The 18,935-nt window shown below is 46.4% G+C and carries 16 protein-coding genes and 1 pseudogene; 14 read left to right on the forward strand and 3 right to left on the reverse strand.

Translation table 11 applies throughout. The features are described 5' to 3' along the window. Window positions 1-26 precede the first annotated feature (26 nt). The 7 genes from I8U27_RS14025 (at window position 27) to I8U27_RS14055 (ending at window position 7,703) form a co-directional block, all read left to right on the forward strand. Entirely contained in the window at window positions 27-1,079 is a 1,053-nt protein-coding gene (locus I8U27_RS14025) for a murein hydrolase activator EnvC family protein (RefSeq protein ID WP_181752672.1), read from the forward strand. Between the two features lie 251 nt (window positions 1,080-1,330). Continuing rightward, window positions 1,331-2,413, forward strand: coding sequence for a peptidoglycan DD-metalloendopeptidase family protein (locus tag I8U27_RS14030; protein WP_181752670.1), 1,083 nt, complete (start codon window positions 1,331-1,333; stop codon window positions 2,411-2,413). 124 nt (window positions 2,414-2,537) lie between these two features. Beyond that, the gene (locus I8U27_RS14035; protein WP_181752668.1) at window positions 2,538-4,016 is read left to right on the forward strand and encodes a S41 family peptidase; all 1,479 of its coding nucleotides are present in this window, start codon (window positions 2,538-2,540) and stop codon (window positions 4,014-4,016) included. 81 nt (window positions 4,017-4,097) lie between these two features. Further along, a complete protein-coding gene (locus I8U27_RS14040) occupies window positions 4,098-5,294 on the forward strand; it encodes a PDZ domain-containing protein (RefSeq protein WP_181752666.1) in 1,197 nt (398 codons plus the stop codon). After that, window positions 5,284-5,460, forward strand: coding sequence for a hypothetical protein (locus I8U27_RS14045; protein WP_232345513.1), 177 nt, complete (start codon window positions 5,284-5,286; stop codon window positions 5,458-5,460). Before I8U27_RS14040 ends, I8U27_RS14045 begins: the two co-directional genes overlap by 11 nt. Before the next feature lie 169 nt (window positions 5,461-5,629). Next, window positions 5,630-6,100: a DinB family protein gene (locus tag I8U27_RS14050; protein ID WP_181752664.1), complete on the forward strand. Its 471-nt coding sequence runs from the start codon at window positions 5,630-5,632 to the stop codon at window positions 6,098-6,100. A gap of 226 nt (window positions 6,101-6,326) precedes the next feature. Beyond that, complete coding sequence (locus I8U27_RS14055; RefSeq protein ID WP_181752662.1) at window positions 6,327-7,703, forward strand: amidase; 1,377 nt, start codon at window positions 6,327-6,329, stop codon at window positions 7,701-7,703. A 110-nt stretch (window positions 7,704-7,813) separates the two neighbouring features. Here the strand turns inward: I8U27_RS14055 and I8U27_RS14060 are convergent, their stop codons facing one another. The 3 genes and pseudogenes from I8U27_RS14060 to I8U27_RS21165 all read right to left on the reverse strand — a co-directional run. Further along, complete coding sequence (locus I8U27_RS14060; protein WP_232345514.1) at window positions 7,814-9,151, reverse strand: hemolysin family protein; 1,338 nt, start codon at window positions 9,149-9,151, stop codon at window positions 7,814-7,816. A 160-nt stretch (window positions 9,152-9,311) separates the two neighbouring features. Next, entirely contained in the window at window positions 9,312-9,407 is a 96-nt protein-coding gene (locus tag I8U27_RS21050) for a transposase (protein ID WP_258567790.1), read from the reverse strand. A gap of 68 nt (window positions 9,408-9,475) precedes the next feature. Then, window positions 9,476-9,682: pseudogene (locus tag I8U27_RS21165) on the reverse strand (RNA-guided endonuclease TnpB family protein); the annotation flags it as partial. An 809-nt stretch (window positions 9,683-10,491) separates the two neighbouring features. Here I8U27_RS21165 and uvrB point away from each other — a divergent pair. The 7 genes from uvrB to I8U27_RS14100 all read left to right on the forward strand — a co-directional run bounded on the left by uvrB (window position 10,492) and on the right by I8U27_RS14100 (window position 18,912). Next, complete coding sequence (gene uvrB, locus I8U27_RS14070) at window positions 10,492-12,474, forward strand: excinuclease ABC subunit UvrB (protein WP_181752658.1); 1,983 nt, start codon at window positions 10,492-10,494, stop codon at window positions 12,472-12,474. A 6-nt stretch (window positions 12,475-12,480) separates the two neighbouring features. After that, window positions 12,481-15,360, forward strand: a complete 2,880-nt coding sequence (uvrA, locus tag I8U27_RS14075) for an excinuclease ABC subunit UvrA (RefSeq protein ID WP_181752656.1) — start codon at window positions 12,481-12,483, stop codon at window positions 15,358-15,360. Between the two features lie 160 nt (window positions 15,361-15,520). Next, window positions 15,521-15,709 (forward strand): alpha/beta-type small acid-soluble spore protein, encoded by a 189-nt coding sequence (locus I8U27_RS14080; RefSeq protein WP_181752654.1) that lies wholly within the window; start codon window positions 15,521-15,523, stop codon window positions 15,707-15,709. Between the two features lie 203 nt (window positions 15,710-15,912). Then, window positions 15,913-16,701 carry an ABC transporter permease gene (locus I8U27_RS14085; protein WP_181752652.1) on the forward strand — a complete coding sequence of 263 codons (789 nt, stop codon included), beginning with the start codon at window positions 15,913-15,915 and terminating at the stop codon, window positions 16,699-16,701. Window positions 16,702-16,709: 8 nt separating this feature from the next. Continuing rightward, entirely contained in the window at window positions 16,710-17,495 is a 786-nt protein-coding gene (locus I8U27_RS14090) for an ABC transporter permease (protein ID WP_181752650.1), read from the forward strand. 11 nt (window positions 17,496-17,506) lie between these two features. Beyond that, window positions 17,507-18,472: an ABC transporter ATP-binding protein gene (locus I8U27_RS14095; protein WP_181752648.1), complete on the forward strand. Its 966-nt coding sequence runs from the start codon at window positions 17,507-17,509 to the stop codon at window positions 18,470-18,472. A gap of 35 nt (window positions 18,473-18,507) precedes the next feature. Then, on the forward strand, window positions 18,508-18,912 hold the full coding sequence (locus tag I8U27_RS14100; RefSeq protein ID WP_181752646.1) for a DUF302 domain-containing protein: 405 nt from the start codon (window positions 18,508-18,510) through the stop codon (window positions 18,910-18,912). The last annotated feature ends 23 nt before the right edge of the window (window positions 18,913-18,935 follow it).

The raw sequence follows: 18,935 nt of genomic DNA on the forward strand, positions 1-18,935 counted from the left end.
TACCTGACGGGGAGGAGAGCGTGATTTTGAAACGGGAACTACTCGTAGGTGTGCTGGCAGTAAGTTTGGCTTTCAGTACATGGGTCGCCGAACCGGCTTTTGCTACCGGTACCAATCCTGAAAAAAAACTCAAGGAAATTCAACAGGATAAGAAAAAAGCAAAAACGGATCTCAATAAAACGCAAGCGGAATTGAATGAGAAAAAGAAAAAGCTGCAAGCATTGGAAGAGCAGGTTGGCAAGCTGGATGAGCAGATTGCCAGTCATACAAAAAAACTTCTGGACAACCAGAAGCTGTTAGAGAAACAGGACAAACAGTTTAAAGAAACTCTGGTGCGCATGTATCAAAAAAATGAACTGGACTATACGGCACAACTGTTGGCATCAGATAGTTTTAGTGAATTTCTCACCCGCTATGAGACGTTGCGGGTTATTCTCAAACGGGAGAGAGCAATCTTAGAGGGATATATAGAAACCAAGAATAAAATCGAGAAAGAGAAGGCGGCAGTTGAGGCCAAAAAAGAGAAACAAGCCCCTATTCTCAAAGCAGCCCAAAAAGAATACCAGAGTATAAAAAGCGTTCTGGCAAAACAAACGAATAACTTGGAAAAGTTGGAACATCAGGAAGAGCTGACCAAAGAAGCGATCGAAGAGAAGAACCGCCTGGTACGAGAGGCAAACGGAATGTATAGCGGACGCGGGACAGGCGTACTTCAATGGCCGGCTAATGGAAAGGTCACTTCTGGATACGGATGGCGCAGCGGGCGTATGCATGAGGGAATCGATGTTGCCAACAGTATCGGGACACCGATCTATGCGGCTGACTCAGGTACGGTTTCATTGACGAAGTCAAACCCAGGCGGCTACGGTTACTATGTTGTGATTAACCACGGAAACGGCTTATCTACACTTTATGCCCATATGTATCGCAGCACTGTGACTGTGAGTGTAGGGGATAAAGTCAGGAAGGGACAACGAATCGCCTCAATTGGTAACAATGGCCGGTCCAGTGGCCCTCACTTGCATTTTGAGGTACATAAAAACGGAAATCCGGTGGACCCAATGAAGTACCTGCCTTAATCTTGTTCTGTCTCTCTCCGGGCCGGTCTGGCAGCACTACCCGGAAATGACAACCGGACCGGACCCGGCTTCTCTTTTATGCTTGGTGACGTGGCGTACATACAATTGGAAAATGATTTTAACAAAGTTTTCTATCTGTAGCCCTGTTTACTCTGTGTTACGATAATGTACATGGGTCAGGATCACGCAGAATAAGTGTGTGAAAAAGATTGATTTGGGAATAGCAGATTGGGAGGGCACATCAAAGGCATATGAAGAAGAAACTCATTGTGTTAACCCTTGCCACTACTATTATCTTTACAGGACTTCCGGTTCAGGGGGCAAAAGCGGAGGATATAAGGGAACAGTTTGAGAAGAAGCGCGAAGAGAAAAAAAAGATTTTAGAGAAAATGGCAAAAACAAATGAGATTATGGCAGAACAAGTAAAGATCATGGAGGAAGCAGACGCCAAGATTAAGCAAATCGAGAAAGAGGTACAACCAACTCTGGTTGAACTGAGAAAAAGAGAAGCTAAATTGGAAGAAGTAAATAAAGTCTTTAACCGGAGATTTCGCAATATATACCAAAAAGGCCAGCTGAATCATATGTCTTCTCTGCTGTCGTCGAATTCTTTTGATGAGTTCCTCGCCAAGTTTGAATTGATACGGATTATAGTCAAGCAAGATTATGCTTTGCTGAAACAGCATCAGGAAGCTGTTGAGGAAGTAAAAAAAGTGAAAAAGAAGTACGATGATCAGATTGCTAAACAAGACAAACTAGTACAACAATCGAAACAAGCTTATAACAAGCTGATGGAAGAACTAAAAAATAGTAATGCAAAACTGAGTGAGATCCATGAATTTGAAGAGCTGCATGAAGATGAGTTGATCGAAATCAATCTGGAAGAATGGCGCAATGGAACATTAAAATTCCCTTACGCCGGGCCGCTCCGCCGTCCTGCCAACGCAAGGGAAACGTCGGGCTGGGGTTACCGTTACCATCCGATTTTCGGATCCCGCAAAATGCATGACGGGGTCGACTACGCCGGACCCGTGGGAACAAAAATCTTCGCTGCCGCAGATGGGGTTGTAGTTTCCAGCAGAGCTTCTTCCGGATATGGATGGCTGATTACGATCTATCATGGGAATAAAAATGGTAAGAATGTATTTACCCGTTATGCACACAGCTACCCCTCGCAAGTCAGAGTCCGGGTCGGTGAACAAGTATCTGCGGGAGAGTGGATTACCTCCATTGGAAACAATGGCAATTCCACAGGGCCTCACTTGCACTTTGAAGTGCGCTATGGACATGGGGAGAATCCGCCATCCGTCAATCCAAAGCAGTGGATGAAGTGACGGGATGAAAGACCTGCCAGCCAAATGGATGACTATTTTTCCATCTCCTTTCATAGATTGTGGAATGTACAAGTCTGATTGACTCGGATCGTCTGATGGGTGGCGGTCAAAAGGTGGTGTCTGCGTGATTTTTCGTGGTCGTACAGTTGCATTTATTGTGGTGGTTTCCATTGTATTCAGCAATTTGGGAACAGCACTGATGGTCGGAAACGGAGGGTTGCTGGATCGGCTGACCGCCGGATCAGAGGCGCTGCTGTCGGGGAGCTTCTCCTCCGGCTCCGGGACACAGGGATTTGATGAACATGCGGCGAAGCTGAAAAAAGCTTTTAGCCTGATTAAATCAAACTATGTCCATAACGTAAGCGATGAACAGTTGATTGACGGTGCCATTCAAGGAATGGTTACCTCCCTTGGCGATCCATACTCCGCTTATATGGACCCCAAACAAGCCAACCAGTTTAAAGAGGATCTGCAGTCCTCATTCACCGGAATTGGTGCGGAAGTAACGATGAAAAATGGCCGCCTCACCATTGTTTCACCTTTTAAGGGTTCGCCTGCTGAAAAAGCCGGCATTCGTCCCGAGGATCAGGTGATCAAAGTGAATGGGGAAAGTCTGGAAGGAATGGATCTGAATAAAGCGGTCAGTAAAATTCGGGGTCCCAAAGGAACGAAAGCAAAGTTGGAAATCGTTCGCCCGGGAGTTCGTGATATCCTCCGCATCACTGTGGTCCGTGATGAAATTCCGTTAAATACGGTAGCAGCTGAGATGTTGCCGGATCAAATCGGGCGGATTACTTTATCCCAGTTCTCTGAAAAAACAGCGGATGACTTTGCCAAAGAATTGAAAAAACTGGAACAGCAAGGGATGAAGGGATTAGTCATCGATGTCCGGGATAATCCCGGCGGCTTGCTGCCTGTTGTCCTGGAGATGTTGGACCAGTTGGTTCCCGGTAAAAAGACAGTGCTAATGACTGAGGATAAGGCCGGCAACCGGGTTAAATACAATTCAAAATTGGAAAAAGCCAAACCATATCCGATTACCGTTCTCATCAATAAGGGAAGTGCCAGTGCATCGGAGATTTTGGCGGCTGCCTTGAAGGAATCGGGCGGATATCCATTGGTAGGAGAAACCTCCTTTGGAAAAGGAACAGTTCAATCTGCTGAAGACTTTGAGGATGGAAGCAATCTGAAACTGACGATGGCAAAATGGTTGACTCCCAAAGGCAACTGGATTGATCAAAAGGGAGGTACAAAGGGGATTAAGCCGGATTTTCCCGTGAAGGCACCCGATTATGAGCATGCACTCCCGCCGGACCCTGTGAAGCCCTTGAAAAAGGATGACAACTCGGTAGAAGTAAAAAATATGCAAATCATTTTAGATGCGCTCGGTTTTCATCCCGGCCGGAAAGATGGTTATTTCGACGGTCGTACCGAGTTGGCGGTTAAAGCTTTCCAGAAGACGAAAAACCTGCCCGTAAACGGACAGCTGAACAAGGCGACAGCCAACCAGCTGCGGGAATCCTTTATCAAACTCTTACAGGACCCTAAAAATGATGTGCAACTGCAGGTTGCTGTTCAGGTTTTAAAGAAAAAGATCAAATAAAAGGATTTAGGAAACGGATGTCGAAGTTACCCTCACAATGATTTCCATTTGAGGGTAATTTTTTGTTTAGGGGGAACTGGCTTGAGTTACCTTTGGGATGATCCGCTCAGCTATGGAAGTGCCTGGATTTCACTATTTTCCAGTCCGTGGATATTTCTTGCTTGTCTGCTTTCCCTGATTCAGAATCTATGGATTGTTCGTTTGGAAAGGAAGCGCTTTGGCCGCCGTTTAGAGCCGCCTGTACCCCTCATTCTGAGAAACTGGTTCTTCGGAATGGCTGCCGGTGTGGCTCTTTCATTTTTGCTCAGCGCCATGGAATGGGAGATGGATGCAGAGGAACTCTTATGGGTCTGGGCAGTTACCCTGCTGTTCTCCGCAGGAGGCGTTCGCTTTTCCTGTCTCTCCTATTCAGCGGGAATTCTCACTCTTGCCAGCCTGGGAGTGCAACGACTCGGATCTTCTCCATTCCCGGAACGCTGGGATAAGCTGTGGAACTCGTTGGAACAGTTTTCCGGAACCGGCTGGCTCTGGCTGATTGGGATCGTTCATTTACTGGAATGGGCATTAATACGTGTCGATGGAGACCGTGGCGTTTTGCCGATCCAAATCAAGCATCGCACGGGGCAATGGATAAACGGGTTTCTCCTGAAAAAAGGATGGCCGATTCCGCTGGTGATTTTATCCGCCGATAGCTGGATGCCTCTCCCGGTCTTTATCTCCTTCGCAAGGCTAAATATCTCCAAGCCGGTAAAGCAACAAAAGCGGCTCGCTTCCACTCTTACCTGCTTTTACGGGATTATGCTTTGTGGATTGATGCTTGCGGCTGCCAAATGGAAAGGAGTTTTATGGGCGGCTGCCGTTTTTGCCGTCCTTGGGCATGAAACAATCTACCAATGGGGACGCTGGCAGGAGAAACAAAAAGAGCCTTTTTTCGTTTCCGATCAAAGAGGATTAAAGGTGTTAGCTGTTCTGCCCGGATCTCCGGCAGCCACACTGGGAATTAAATCAGGTGATGTTATCCAACGCCTTAACGGGGTGCGTGTCCGGTCGATGGAGGAGTTGGAAGAACAGACAAAGAGAGCGGCTTTCTGCAAATTGGAAGTGTTGGATGAACGGCTCGACCGCCATATGATGCAAAAGGCATTATACGAAGATGATCCGCGCCATTTGGGGATTGTGGGTGCCATTCCCCTTGGAATCAGGAATCCTGAACCCAAACAAGAAGTGAACACAGCGGGCAAATTGTCAAAGAAAAAGGTGCATCATCATGAAGCATAAACGATCAACAGACGCCATTGTATCCCTGGTTAAAAAGAAACGTGAAGAAACCGTCCAAAAGGTTGATCAAGCAATTCAGCAGCTGACTAAGGAAATTGGACGTATTAACTTCAACTCCGTCTCCTGCTCCAAGGAGTGTCCAAGTCTTACTTGTATAACATCCTAGCCTTCGTGAACGAATTGAAACACTTCGTAAACAACAGCAACAATCCGCATCTCTAAAATCCGTAAAACGGCAAATGAGTGATGAGAGTTGAAAGTAACGGAGGCAGGTTTGTTTAATAAGAGTTGATGTTATAATGGGGCCATTATATTAAAAAAAGCGAGATGGTTTAGTGAATAAGTTTAAACAAGAAATTCTCCAGCATCAATTAAACTCAATAGAGTATGTTAAATCATTAAACACTTTAAGTGAAAAGGAATGGAGAGCTCAAATTCACGAAGGTAAATGGACTGTGGCAGAAATTATCGGTCATTTTATACCTTGGGATGAATTTGTATTACATAAGCGTTTACCTTATTTATTTTCAGAACATGAGCTTCCTAAATGTCCAGATAGTGAGAAAACAAATGAAAAGTCAGCTTCTATTAGTAGAGAGCAAAATAAACGAGTGACAATAGATAATTTTGTTTCTACGAGAAAAGCACTTTATAAAGCAATTGATGAAATTCCTAATGACCGTTGGGAAGTAAAATTTTCAATTGGGAAAACCACTTTATCTTTGTATGAATACTTTAAAGGGTTAGCTCAGCATGATCTTCACCATTTTGAGCAAATAAAAAATACCATACGCTTATTGATGTAACGGGTGCGTTAGTTCAATAAAAAGCGATTTTCTACTCATTTTTCATTTTAGTCTTGATTTCTGATCAAGGGCTTTTTTTTTTTATTTTTACATTAGGGAGTATCTGTAACCCGTGAAAAAAAGATTTCATAATCTATTTTTAAATATTATTTAATAAACCCGATTTATTCATTTTGCGAATTATTATAATATAAAAAGGTGATTGAATATAAGAAAGAGGGATTTCATGAAAGAGATTTTGTCCATGGATGCAACCACTCTGGCCCAAAAAATCCGTGCGGGGGAAATTTCCTCTCAGGAAGCAACAGAAACGTATATCCGACACATTCAACAGGTAAATCCGCATATCAATGCGATGGTGGAGGATCGCTTTGAGCAGGCACGGCATGAAGCGAGAGAGAGGGATCGGGAGCTCATGGAGGGAACTGCTAAAGGGAAGCTGTTTGGTGTTCCCGTCAGCATAAAGGAATCTTTCTATATGGTTGGGATGAAAACAACGAGCGGCTTATCATCCCGGAAGAATGATGGTGACCCAAAGGATGCAGATGTAGTGCGCCTTTTGAAAAATGAGGGAGCTGTCATTCTTGGAAAAACGAATACGCCTATTTTTCTGCTTTGTCAGGAAACAGACAATTACGTTTACGGTAGAACCAACAATCCCTGGAATCTTGAGCGAACAGCAGGGGGCTCCAGCGGCGGTGAAGGGGCATTTATCGCTGTCGGAGGTGCAGCGGTCGGACTGGGGTCCGACATTGGCGGGTCGATTCGGTTCCCATCCCATTTCAATGGAATCATCGGATTTAAATCAGGCAAACAGCAAGTATCGGATGAAGGACATTTTCCACCTTTTAGCCCGCCGTTCCAAAGAGATATGCAAGGGATTGTCCCTATGGCCAAATCAGTTCAAGACGCAGAATTGGTTTATGAAATTATTGCTAAACATCCGTTGAAAAAACAAGAGTTAGATCAGGTCGAATTTGTTATTCCCCGTATTGATCCGAAATATCCGTTAGACTCCTGCACCCTCTCTTTATACGGGCAAGTGGAACAGTATCTGTCCAAACATGTAAAAATCAGTAAGCAGTCTCCGCCTTATTTTGATCAGGCAGTGCAACTCTGGGCTGCTGTGATGACCAGTGACGGTGGAGAGCAATTTATGCCCAGTCTGGAAAAAGAGAATTTCGATCATCTGCATCCTTATTTCAAAACGATTCTGGGAGTTGCGCAGGCCATCAAGCCTTCCCCGGAACAGTGGGAACAAGTGACGGCTCTTCGTACGCAGGCGGAATCAGAGGTTCTTGATTACTTCAAGCAACGGGTTCTTGTTTTGCCCGTTTATCATACTCCCGCCCCCGAACATGGAAGAGTTGTAGATGAGTTATTCTCTGAACCGGAAAACTTATCTAAATTCAGTTCATTTATTTCATATGTGAATTGTTTTGGCCTGCCAGCCCTTGTTATCCCTGTCGGTGAAAATGAAGAGGGGATGCCGATTTCTATCCAATTGACCACTGCGACCGGACAAGAAGATGCTTTGTTCCAAGCAGGTAAAATCATTGAAAAAGAATTCCGTGGATATGTAAGGTGTACATACTGGGATTAATACCGGTTGCCAGACATAAAAAAGGAAGCCCGCGTCAGGCTTCCTTTGATTTATGGAGCGGATTAAGATAGAAATAAATAATCATGGAACGATTGAATAGATGGAGTTACCTATATAGATGGCTGCTCAGCGATGGCATGATTGTTATTCTCACTCCCGTGATTAACCGGCTTTACGAGAATCCTTGTCACCCGGCGTTGATGAACTTCCTGGACTTCAAACGTATAGGGATCATACGAGACCCGATCCCCAATTTCCGGTACTTTTTCCAGCTGTGAGAAGATCCATCCTCCAATCGTATCATTATCCGGATCTTCGATGTCCAACTGGAAATAATCATTTACTTCCTCAATCAGCAGATGTGAATCAATGGATGTCTCATTTCCTTTTTGTTCAAAGAATGGTTGTTCATTGTCAAATTCATCTTGAATTTCCCCGAAAATCTCTTCGATAATATCCTCCGTTGTAACCAATCCTGAAGTTCCGCCGTATTCATCCACAACAATAGCCATTCCCGTCCGTTTTTTTTGCAGGTTTCGCAGGATATCCTTAATCTCCATCGTTTCCGGAACCATCAGGGCCGGTCGGGCTAAGCCGGATAAGGAAGGTGTTTTTCCTTCTGCCATTTGTTGATAGACATCACGAATATGAATGATACCCAGCACCTCGTCTTTATCATTTCCACACAGCGGAAAGCGGGTGTGATGTGTTTGCTTCATGACACTCAGGTTTTCTTCAAAGGATTTGCCAGCATACAGGCATGTCATATTCACCCGGGGAACCATCACTTCCCGTGCAACACGTTCAGTAAAGTCAAAAATATTGTCTAGCAATGTGAGCTCTGTCTGGTCAATCTCCCCGCTCTTATGGCTTTGTTTGATTAACATGCGAATCTCTTCTTCTGTATGTGCTTGCTGGGTATCGTCAGACAGCTCAATGCCAAACAGTTTTAAAGTGAGATTGGCAGACCCGTTTAACAGAAAAATAAAAGGTTTAAACAGTTTGTAAAACAAATTTAACGGAGCGGCTGTCCAGAGTGTAGTACTTTCAGCTTTACGGATCGCCAGTGATTTGGGTGCCATTTCTCCAAGTACAATGTGAAGAAATGTAATAAGTGAAAATGCGATCGCAAACGAAACTGTATGAATGGCCCACTCTGGCAGATTGAATGCCTTTAACACCGGATCGATTAATTCTGCAATGGCCGGTTCTCCGACCCACCCTAAACCAAGTGATGCGAGGGTAATCCCTAGCTGGGTAGCTGAAAGATAGGCATCTAAATTGGATAACACTTTTTGGGCTGCTTTTCCGCGTTTGTTTTGAATCTGAGCGATCCGGGTTGTACGCACTTTTACAATGGCAAATTCGGCCGCCACAAAAAAACCATTAAGTAAAACTAAAAATAGAACCAAAATTAAATCTAAGGTGTGAACTATGACACCTTCCAACGGATCATACCTGCTACTAAAAACATAGACAAACATGTCCATGCCAGAGGATTCCTGCTTCTTCGTGCCCCGCTCCACCCCTTGCTCGCTACTACGGTTTGATATAGCACTCCACAGGCGTCAATTCCCGACCAGCCATCGGTACATATTTGCAGGTCAGTCAAGTTAACACTGCATATTCTTTTGCCTTTCCCAGATTGATCGCTGCATTCAGGTCTCTGTCTCTTTCACATCCACACTGTTCACAACGAAACATCCGTTCAGACAGGGAGAGATTGATTTTTTATGCCCGCAACAAGAACAAGTCTTGTTGGACGGGTAGAAGGAACTCACTTCTCTCAACTTGATCCCCATCTTCCTGCATGTGTTCAGCAGCTTCATCTTGAAGTCATAAAATCCCTGATCTGAAACAGACTTCGCCAAATGCCGGTTCTTTTTCATCCCGTGCACATGCAGCTTTTCGATGGTGATGAATGCCGGCTTGGTTTTCGTGATGACACTCACCACCCATGCCCGATACGCTTCCCTCATTCTGGCCAGGCGTTGATGGTACTTTTGTACTCTCAGGACATTTTTTGCGTATGTTGCTTCCGCACTTAGCAGCAGGTTTTTCACCTCTCTTTTTCCTGGATTTGTACTTTCGGGACAATGCCCGCCCGGCTTTTTTCAGCCGTTTCCCCGTACGTTTGACAGCGGAAGACTTGTTGATATTCTTAAACTCTTAACCATTGCTCACGATAGCGAGCCGTTGGATCCCCAGGTCAATCCACACTCCCGTGGTGAAGGGCTGATCTTTCCACTTCCCTTCATTGTTCCCTGGAGGGACAGACTTGAAGAGGACCGAGACATAGAAACGGTCTGCCTTCTGTTCCACTGTGCAACTGGATATACCAGAGTGGGATGAATCTCTGTTTTAAATGCTCTGGGCATCCACTCACCTCCTCGATCATACGTTCGACCAAGAAGATGATTTTGAAATTGATCATTAACTCTATTTTTCTACTTGTGTCTGCTTATTTCTACATTTTATATGACTGTTTCTCATCTCCTGGAAACTTCTTTATACCAATCAAAAAATAGTTTCTGCTGTTATTTACCCTTTTTGTACTTGTAAACACTCCTTCTTTTGTATAAAAGCTTCGTTTATTATAGCACGAAATGAACGAAGAGATTTTTTCATGGGTGTGACATGATTTAGATTACTTGTAACTGCTTCCTGGAAAAGGGAAGCATTGATTTGAGAAGAAATAATTGAAATGGAGATTCATAAAAAGAACTAACGTTCTCCCTGCTTTGCGGATATGATATAATAACACTTATGACAGAAACGAGGTGATACCGTGGAAAATAAGTTCCAGCTGGTCTCAGAGTTTCGTCCTCAGGGAGACCAGCCCCGGGCAATCGAACAGCTCGTTCAAGGTGTCAAACAGGGGAAAAAATACCAGACCCTGCTGGGGGCGACCGGAACGGGAAAAACGTTTACCGTTGCAGAAACGATTGCCCGTGTCAATAAACCGACATTGGTGATCGCCCACAATAAAACACTAGCCGCCCAGTTGTGCGGGGAGTTGAAAGAGTTTTTCCCGCATAATGCGGTGGAGTATTTTGTCAGTTATTATGATTATTATCAGCCGGAAGCTTATATTCCGTCCACTGATACTTATATAGAGAAAGATGCCTCGATTAACGATGAAATTGATAAATTGCGCCATTCAGCGACCAGTGCCCTGTTTGAGCGCAGAGACGTCATTATCGTTGCCAGTGTTTCCTGTATATATGGTCTGGGTTCACCCGCTGAATACCGGGATCTTGTGTTGTCACTCCGGGTCGGCATGGAGCGTGACCGCAATGAAGTGTTGCGCAAACTGGTAGATATCCAGTATCAGCGAAACGATATGAACTTTACACGCGGGACCTTCCGTGTGCGGGGAGATGTGGTGGAGATCTTCCCTGTTTCCCGCAGTGAGCAGGCAGTCAGGGTTGAGTTTTTTGGTGACGAGATTGAGCGGATCCGTGAGATTGATGTGTTGACTGGTGAAATTCTGGGAGAACGTGAGCATGTGGCTGTTTTCCCTGCTTCCCACTATGTCACCAGCGCGCAAGTGATGGAACGGGCTCTTCGGGACATTGAAGCAGAACTGGAAGAGCGGCTGGCGGAATTGAGAAGCCAGGGGAAGTTGTTGGAGGCTCAGCGGCTTGAGCAGCGGACACGTTATGATATGGAAATGATGCGTGAAGTGGGGTTCTGTTCCGGGATTGAGAACTACTCTCGCCATCTGGTCGGCAAAAAGCCCGGTGAAGCTCCGTATACTCTGCTGGATTATTTCCCGGATGACTTTCTGATCATTGTTGATGAATCCCATGTAACCCTTCCGCAAATCCATGGCATGTATAACGGAGACCAGGCGAGGAAAAATGTGTTGGTAGAACATGGTTTTCGCCTTCCGTCTGCCAAAGATAACAGGCCGCTCAAATTTAGCGAGTTTGAGGAAAAGATTCAGCAAATCTTATTTGTCTCGGCAACGCCGGGGCCGTATGAACTGGAACATGCGCCGGATGTGATTGAACAGATTATTCGCCCCACAGGGCTGTTGGATCCGGTCATTCATGTTCGACCGATCAAGGGGCAAATCGACCATCTGATCAGCCAGATCCATCAGCGTATTGCCCGCGATGAGCGTGTACTTGTCACCACACTGACAAAGAAGATGGCTGAAGATCTCACCGACTACCTGAAAGAATTGGGAATTAAAGTACGCTACCTGCATTCCGACATTAAAACGATTGAACGGATGCAAATTTTACGTGATCTGCGCCTCGGTGAGTTTGATGTATTGATCGGAATCAACCTCCTCCGGGAGGGACTGGATTTGCCGGAGGTTTCTCTTGTCGCCATTCTTGACGCTGACAAAGAAGGCTTTTTGCGGGCCGAGCGCTCTTTGATCCAGACGATCGGCCGTGCTGCCCGTAATGCGAATGGCGAAGTGATCATGTATGCGGATACGATCACGGAGTCGATGCGCAAAGCGATTGATGAGACGGAACGGAGACGGCAAATTCAGATGGAGTATAATCAAAAGCACGGGATTACTCCACAGACGATCCGGAAGAAGGTCCGGGATGTCATTGAAGCGACCAAAGTGGCAGAAGAGAGTGCAGAGTATAACGTTTCCTCAGAGTCGAAGAAATTGTCCCGGAAAGAGCGGCAAAAGCTGATCGAGCAACTGGAAAAAGAAATGAAAACAGCTGCCAGAGAACTCCAATTTGAACGGGCTGCTGAATTGCGTGACCTGATTATGGAACTCAAAGCGGAGGGAGCTTAATTTTTCATGGCACAAGAAAATATTGTGATTCGCGGTGCGCGCGTACACAACTTAAAAGAGATTGATGTAACCATCCCCCGTGACCGGTTTGTTGTTGTGACCGGTTTAAGCGGGTCAGGGAAATCATCACTGGCTTTTGATACGATCTACGCAGAAGGGCAGCGGCGCTATGTGGAGTCGTTGTCCGCTTATGCCCGCCAGTTTCTCGGCCAGATGGATAAGCCGGACGTGGATGTAATTGAAGGGTTGTCTCCGGCAATCTCCATCGACCAAAAAACGACAAGCCGCAACCCCCGGTCAACCGTGGGAACGGTAACCGAAATTTATGACTACTTGCGCTTGCTGTTTGCCAGGATCGGACATGCTTTTTGCCCGGAGCATGGTACCCGGATCACTTCGCAAACCGTTCAGCAGATGGCAGATCGCGTGCTGGAATTGCCAGAGCGTACGCGCATCCAGATCATGGCTCCGGTGGTAAAAGGGCGCAAGGGGGAACATGTAAAACTCTTGCAGGATATTGCCCGGCAGGGGTATGTGCGGGTTCGGGTTGACGGAGAAATTATGGATCTCTCCGATGAAATTAAACTGGAGAAAAACAAAAAGCATACGATTGAGGTGGTTGTCGACCGCGTTGTGGTAAAACCGGGGATTGAAACGCGGTTGCCCGACTCGATTGAGACGGCCCTCAATCTCACAGGCGGAGAAGTGCTGATAGATGTCATCGGCGGCGAAGAAATGCTTTTCAGCCAAAATCTAGCCTGTCCGGAATGCGGATTCAGTATCGATGAACTTTCGCCCCGCATGTTCTCGTTTAACAGCCCCTTTGGTGCCTGTCCCACCTGTGACGGACTTGGCAACCGCATGGAAATGGACCCGCAGTTGGTCATTCCCAACCGGAATCTTTCTCTCGCTGAAGGAGCGATTGACCCCTGGGCCTCTTCTGCCAGCAACTACTACTCCCAGTTGCTGGAGGCGGTTTGTGCCCACTTTGATATCGATATAAATAAGCCATTCAATCAGTTATCCAAAAAAGAACAGAATCTGATTCTATACGGTTCCAAAGAACGTTTCCTTTTCCGTTACACGAACGATATGGGCATGTCAAGGGAGTCAAATACCCGGTTTGAAGGGGTGATCAACAATCTGAACCGCCGGTACCGGGAGACAGGTTCGGAAATGGTCCGCGAGCAGATGGAGACATACATGAGTACCAAACCATGCCCGACCTGCCAGGGGGCGCGCTTAAAAAAAGAAATGCTTCATGTGCTGGTTGGCGGCAAAAATATTGACTATGTGACCCGCCTGTCCATTTCGGATGCCCTTCACTTTTTTGAGGAACTTTCCCTTTCAGACAAAGAGATGCAAATTGCCCGCCAGATATTGAAAGAGATCACGAGCCGCCTTGGGTTTCTCGTCAATGTAGGGTTAAACTATTTAACCCTGAACCGTCCGGCCGGAACCCTCTCCGGTGGGGAAGCGCAGCGTATTCGCCTGGCGACACAGATCGGTTCCAGCTTGATGGGAGTTTTATATATCCTGGATGAGCCGAGTATCGGGTTGCATCAACGGGACAACAACCGGCTGATCGCCACTCTGGAAAAAATGAGGGATCTCGGCAACACATTGATTGTGGTGGAACATGATGAAGATACCATGATGGCCTGCGATTACATTATTGATATCGGCCCGGGTGCCGGCGCTCACGGCGGACGGGTAGTGGCGGCAGGAACTCCGCAAGAAGTGATGGACAATGAAAACTCTTTGACCGGACAATATTTGAGCGGACGCAAATTTATCCCGGTCCCTCTCTCACGCAGGGAGCCCAATGGAAAATGGCTGGAAGTGTACGGAGCGAGCGAAAACAATTTGCGCAAGATCGATGTGAAGTTTCCGCTTGGTGTTTTCACCTGCATCACCGGGGTTTCGGGGTCCGGTAAAAGCACGCTGGTCAACGAAATCCTGCTGAAAGCGCTGGCCAGAGAATTGAACAGGGCAAAAGCAGTTCCGGGAAAACATGAAAAAATAACCGGCGTGGATCATCTCGATAAAATTATCAGTATTGACCAGTCACCGATCGGACGGACACCGCGCAGTAACCCGGCCACCTACACCGGGGTTTTTGATGATATCCGTGATGTGTTTGCCTCCACCCAGGAAGCCAAAGTGCGCGGCTATCAAAAAGGGCGTTTCAGCTTCAATGTCAAAGGAGGACGCTGTGAGGCCTGCCGCGGTGACGGGATCATCAAGATAGAGATGCATTTCCTGCCCGATGTTTATGTACCGTGTGAACAGTGTAAAGGGAAACGTTATAACCGGGATACCCTGGAAATTAAATATAAAGGCAAAAATGTGGCCGATGTGCTGGAGATGACGGTCGAGGAAGCTCTTGAGTTCTTCCAGAACATTCCCCGCATCAAGCGGAAATTACAAACGTTGTATGATGTCGGCCTCAGTTATATGAAGTTGGGGCAACCCGCAACGACGCTGTCCGGCGGGGAGGCGCAACGGGTTAAACTGGCGTCGGAACTGTATAAGCGGAGCACAGGCCGAACCCTGTACATTCTTGATGAGCCGACAACAGGACTTCATGTTGACGACATTGCCCGCCTGTTAAAGGTATTGCAACGTCTGGTGGAAAACGGGGATACGGTTCTGGTGATCGAGCATAATCTGGACGTAATCAAAACAGCCGATTATATTGTTGACCTGGGACCTGAAGGAGGAAGCGGCGGAGGAACAATCGTCGCTGTCGGGACGCCTGAAGAAGTGGCTGAAGCCAAGGGCTCGTACACCGGTCAGTTTTTGGCGCCGATTCTAAAAAGGGACCGTAAACGGATGGAAAAAGAGATGGAACCATTTACGCAGCAGATTGCACAAACTTCATAAACGGGCCGGTTCAAAGGAAGATCTGCTGAGGTCTTCCTTTTTTGTGTTGACCAGTCGCATACTATCTGTTTTTCATTCTGGCGATTAAGAAATCATTATGAGGTTAAAATAATTCCAGCAAGACGTTTTACACCAACCCTAGGCGAAGGAGTTGAAGAAGATGTCAAGAAACAGAAACAAACTCGTCGTTCCTGGTGCAGAACAAGCTCTCGATCAGATGAAGAACGAGATTGCCCAAGAGTTTGGAGTTGATCTTGGCCCGGATACAACTGCCCGTGCCAATGGATCAGTTGGTGGGGAAATGACAAAGCGTCTTGTTGCTATGGCTTCTCAAATGATGAGCCGCTAAAGGGTGGGGGAATAATATCCCCCATCTTTTTTTGGAGCGGCCATTTCCATTTCCTTGCAGGGCACCAACCGGGAGCTAAACAGAATTCCGCCTTCCTCCCCAAGATACAAAAAAGGGTATTTAAAATCAGACTTTTTGTAGTATAATAATTTTTCCCTGGACTCAGGAACAGGATCATATCAATATATGGCAGGGGGGATTGAGTGGTTTACTGGGAATTGATCAAAAAAAGTTATATTCTTCAATTGCAGTACAGAATGGCACATTTTATTAACAATCTCGGCAGTCTGATCTTCGGCTTTGTCTACATCGCTATTTGGACCGGGATACTGACGGGAAAAGAACAGCCGGATCTCTACAATGTCACGGATATGACGAATTATATGGCATTTACTCAGTGCCTGTTATGGATTACCGGTTTTATGACACCGGGCTTAAAGATCCAAGACAGCGTGAGAACAGGTGCGATCAGTATTGAAATGGCCCGGCCGGCCTCTTTTTTTCTCATCAGCATCAGTCAGGAAGTCGGCAAAATTGCATACAATTTTTTGTTCCGCAGTCTACCCATCGGCCTTGTCTTCGTAGTTACCGTGGGTTTTTATGTGCCTGCAAACGGGATAACCTTTTTCTGGTCCCTGGCCTCCATCCTGCTGGGCATATTCGTCAGCTTAAATATGAACTATCTGCTTGGGATTTCCGCGTGCTGGACAACGGAGATCAGCTGGGCTCATCTCACCTATATCACTCTGCTGTTCGGGTTGGGGGGACAAATGGTGCCGGTTGACCTTTTGCCCGGTTCCCTCTCGCAAATTCCTCTTTACCTGCCGTTTGCCTGTTCCATTTACTATCCGGTGATGATTTATCTGGAGCAAGTCCCCAACACACCGGTTGAACCGCTGATCATTCAGCTTGCATGGGGATTCATTCTTGCCGGGCTCAGTATTTGTATGACCAGACAGGCGAGAAAGCGGCTCGAGATTCAGGGAGGCTGATGGCAACGATGAAGATGTATTGGACTCTGCTCACTGCCAGTATCCGGTCGCGCATGCAGTACAAAATAAATTTTCTGCTCTCGGCGGCGGCAAACGGGCTGATCATGGTGATCGATTTTGTTTTGCTGGCAGCGATTTTATTGCGCTTTGACAATATTTTAGGCTGGAGCATCTATGAGATTGGTGTTTTATACGGAATTTCTTCCGTTTCTATCTCCGCTTACCGCCTGATCGCCCCGGAGATTCACAACTTTGATAAGTATATGATTGACGGAGAATTTGACAGCCTGCTGATCCGGCCGGTTTCCCCGTTAACCCTGCTGATCTCGAAAAACTTGGACTTTAGCCGGTTGGGAGGGATGGTACAAGGTGGTTTGATTCTCCTGATATCGTTCAGTCGCCTGTCTTTATCTCCTCCTGATTTGCTTCTGCTTGTGTTGTACACTCCAATTGCGCTTCTATCCGGATTTCTCATTTCTTTTGCGTTAGGATTGATGACGGCAACCATCGCTTTCTGGACACAGCGGGTCAAAGATTTTCAGTCTTTTACCCTGTACGCCCCTTTCAACGCAGCCAATTACCCGATCAGCATTTATCCCGGCTGGTTAAAGATCATTTTTTTTACTGTGTTGCCTGTCGGGTTTATGAATTACCTTCCGGCTACTTTCCTTTTACACAAGGGAGGTGACCTGTGGGATCTGGTTATTTCCCCTGTCTTTGCGGTGTTATTTGTTGTTCTGTCGCTTAAGTTTTGGCGTTTTGGGATTCAGTTTTATCATAGTACGGGGAGTTGAGGGCGTTTCAGATGATCGAAGCAGACAGATTGAGAAAAGAATTTAAGGTTTACCGGACGAAACAGGGGCCGCTGGGGGCGGTTCTCTCATTATTCTCGCGGGAGTATGAAGTAAAGGAGGCGGTGTGTGATCTCTCGTTTCAAATCGGGGAAGGGGAATGTGTGGGATATATCGGTCCCAATGGTGCCGGAAAATCGACAACGATCAAAATGCTGTCCGGAATCCTGCACCCCACCAGCGGCAATGTATTGATCATGGGCTACAGTCCGCAAAGAGACCGAAAAAAGCTGGCCCGCCTGTTTGGGATTGTATTTGGCCAGCGAACACAACTGTGGTGGGATCTCCCTTTGCGGGACTCCTACGAGATTCTGAGGCAAATGTATAAAGTGAGTGCAAATGCATACCGGAACTTTCTGGAACAATATGATCATCTGCTTGGGATTGGAGATTTTTTGGAGACACCTGTACGTAAACTCTCTTTAGGCCAGCGGATGCGCGCCGATTTGGCGGCAGCCTTAATCCATGACCCGCCTGTTCTCTTCCTTGATGAGCCCACGATCGGTCTGGACGTGGTTGCAAAAAAGAGAATGAGGGAATTTTTAAAGGAAATGAATGAAAAACAAAAGAAAACAATTTTGCTGACCACGCATGACATGGATGATATTGAATACTTATGTAATCGTGTGATTGTTATCAATCATGGTAAAATAATTCTGGATGGAACATTGAAACAGTTACAAAAACTGATCGGTCTTCCCAGCATGATCCATATCAAATATAAAAATCATCCGCTGGAGAAACCGCTTCCCCTGAGTGAAAAAGTGGTCGTCCGGGGGGATGAAGTGACGATTCTCTACGACCGGAACAAAACATCTGTCCCTGCGTTACTGGCACAGGTGAGCAGCTGGGGAGAACTGCTCGATATCCAAATGACTGAACCCGGGATTGAAGAAATCATCCAGCGCATCTATCAATAGATTTTAATAAAACTATCCGAAAAGGGGGACTTCCCATGTTTTCCGAAATTGTAAAGATGGACAAAACGCCGGAGGAAGCCATCCGCTGTTTGGAACAGAAACTGGCGGAGCGAAAGCTCCAGCTTCTCTGGAAATACGAGGTTCCGACCAAGTTGTTTGAACAGGGAATCCGTTTTGATCAAAATTACTGGATTCTTGAAGTCTCACACCCGGAACTCACCAAGAAAATGCTGCTCCAAAACCGGTACAGCGGTTTTTTTCTCCCGTGTAAAATCATTGTCTACCGTGACCAGACCAGTAACAAAACACACCTCGGGCTGCTCCGGCCCACATCTGTGTTTCCGCTGCTGGAAGACCAGGGATTGCAGAACATGGCTCAACAACTGGAGGAGAGGCTTATTTCCGTATTGAATGAAATAGAGGAACAGAGCGTTGCATAACCATCATCCTGCATGACCATATC

The sequence above is a fragment of the Paenactinomyces guangxiensis genome (assembly GCF_016055185.1).
Taxonomy (GTDB): Bacteria; Bacillota; Bacilli; order Thermoactinomycetales; family Thermoactinomycetaceae; genus Paenactinomyces; species Paenactinomyces guangxiensis.

Coding starts and splice junctions, on each gene's coding strand:
- I8U27_RS14030 (WP_181752670.1), top strand. CDS start 1,331: ATGAAGAAGAAACTCATTGTGTTAACCCTTGCCACTACTATTATCTTT.
- I8U27_RS14045 (WP_232345513.1), top strand. CDS start 5,284: ATGAAGCATAAACGATCAACAGACGCCATTGTATCCCTGGTTAAAAAG.
- I8U27_RS14055 (WP_181752662.1), top strand. CDS start 6,327: ATGAAAGAGATTTTGTCCATGGATGCAACCACTCTGGCCCAAAAAATC.
- I8U27_RS21050 (WP_258567790.1), bottom strand. CDS start 9,407: ATGTTTCGTTGTGAACAGTGTGGATGTGAAAGAGACAGAGACCTGAAT.
- uvrA (WP_181752656.1), top strand. CDS start 12,481: ATGGCACAAGAAAATATTGTGATTCGCGGTGCGCGCGTACACAACTTA.
- I8U27_RS14080 (WP_181752654.1), top strand. CDS start 15,521: ATGTCAAGAAACAGAAACAAACTCGTCGTTCCTGGTGCAGAACAAGCT.
- I8U27_RS14090 (WP_181752650.1), top strand. CDS start 16,710: ATGAAGATGTATTGGACTCTGCTCACTGCCAGTATCCGGTCGCGCATG.
- I8U27_RS14095 (WP_181752648.1), top strand. CDS start 17,507: ATGATCGAAGCAGACAGATTGAGAAAAGAATTTAAGGTTTACCGGACG.
- I8U27_RS14100 (WP_181752646.1), top strand. CDS start 18,508: ATGTTTTCCGAAATTGTAAAGATGGACAAAACGCCGGAGGAAGCCATC.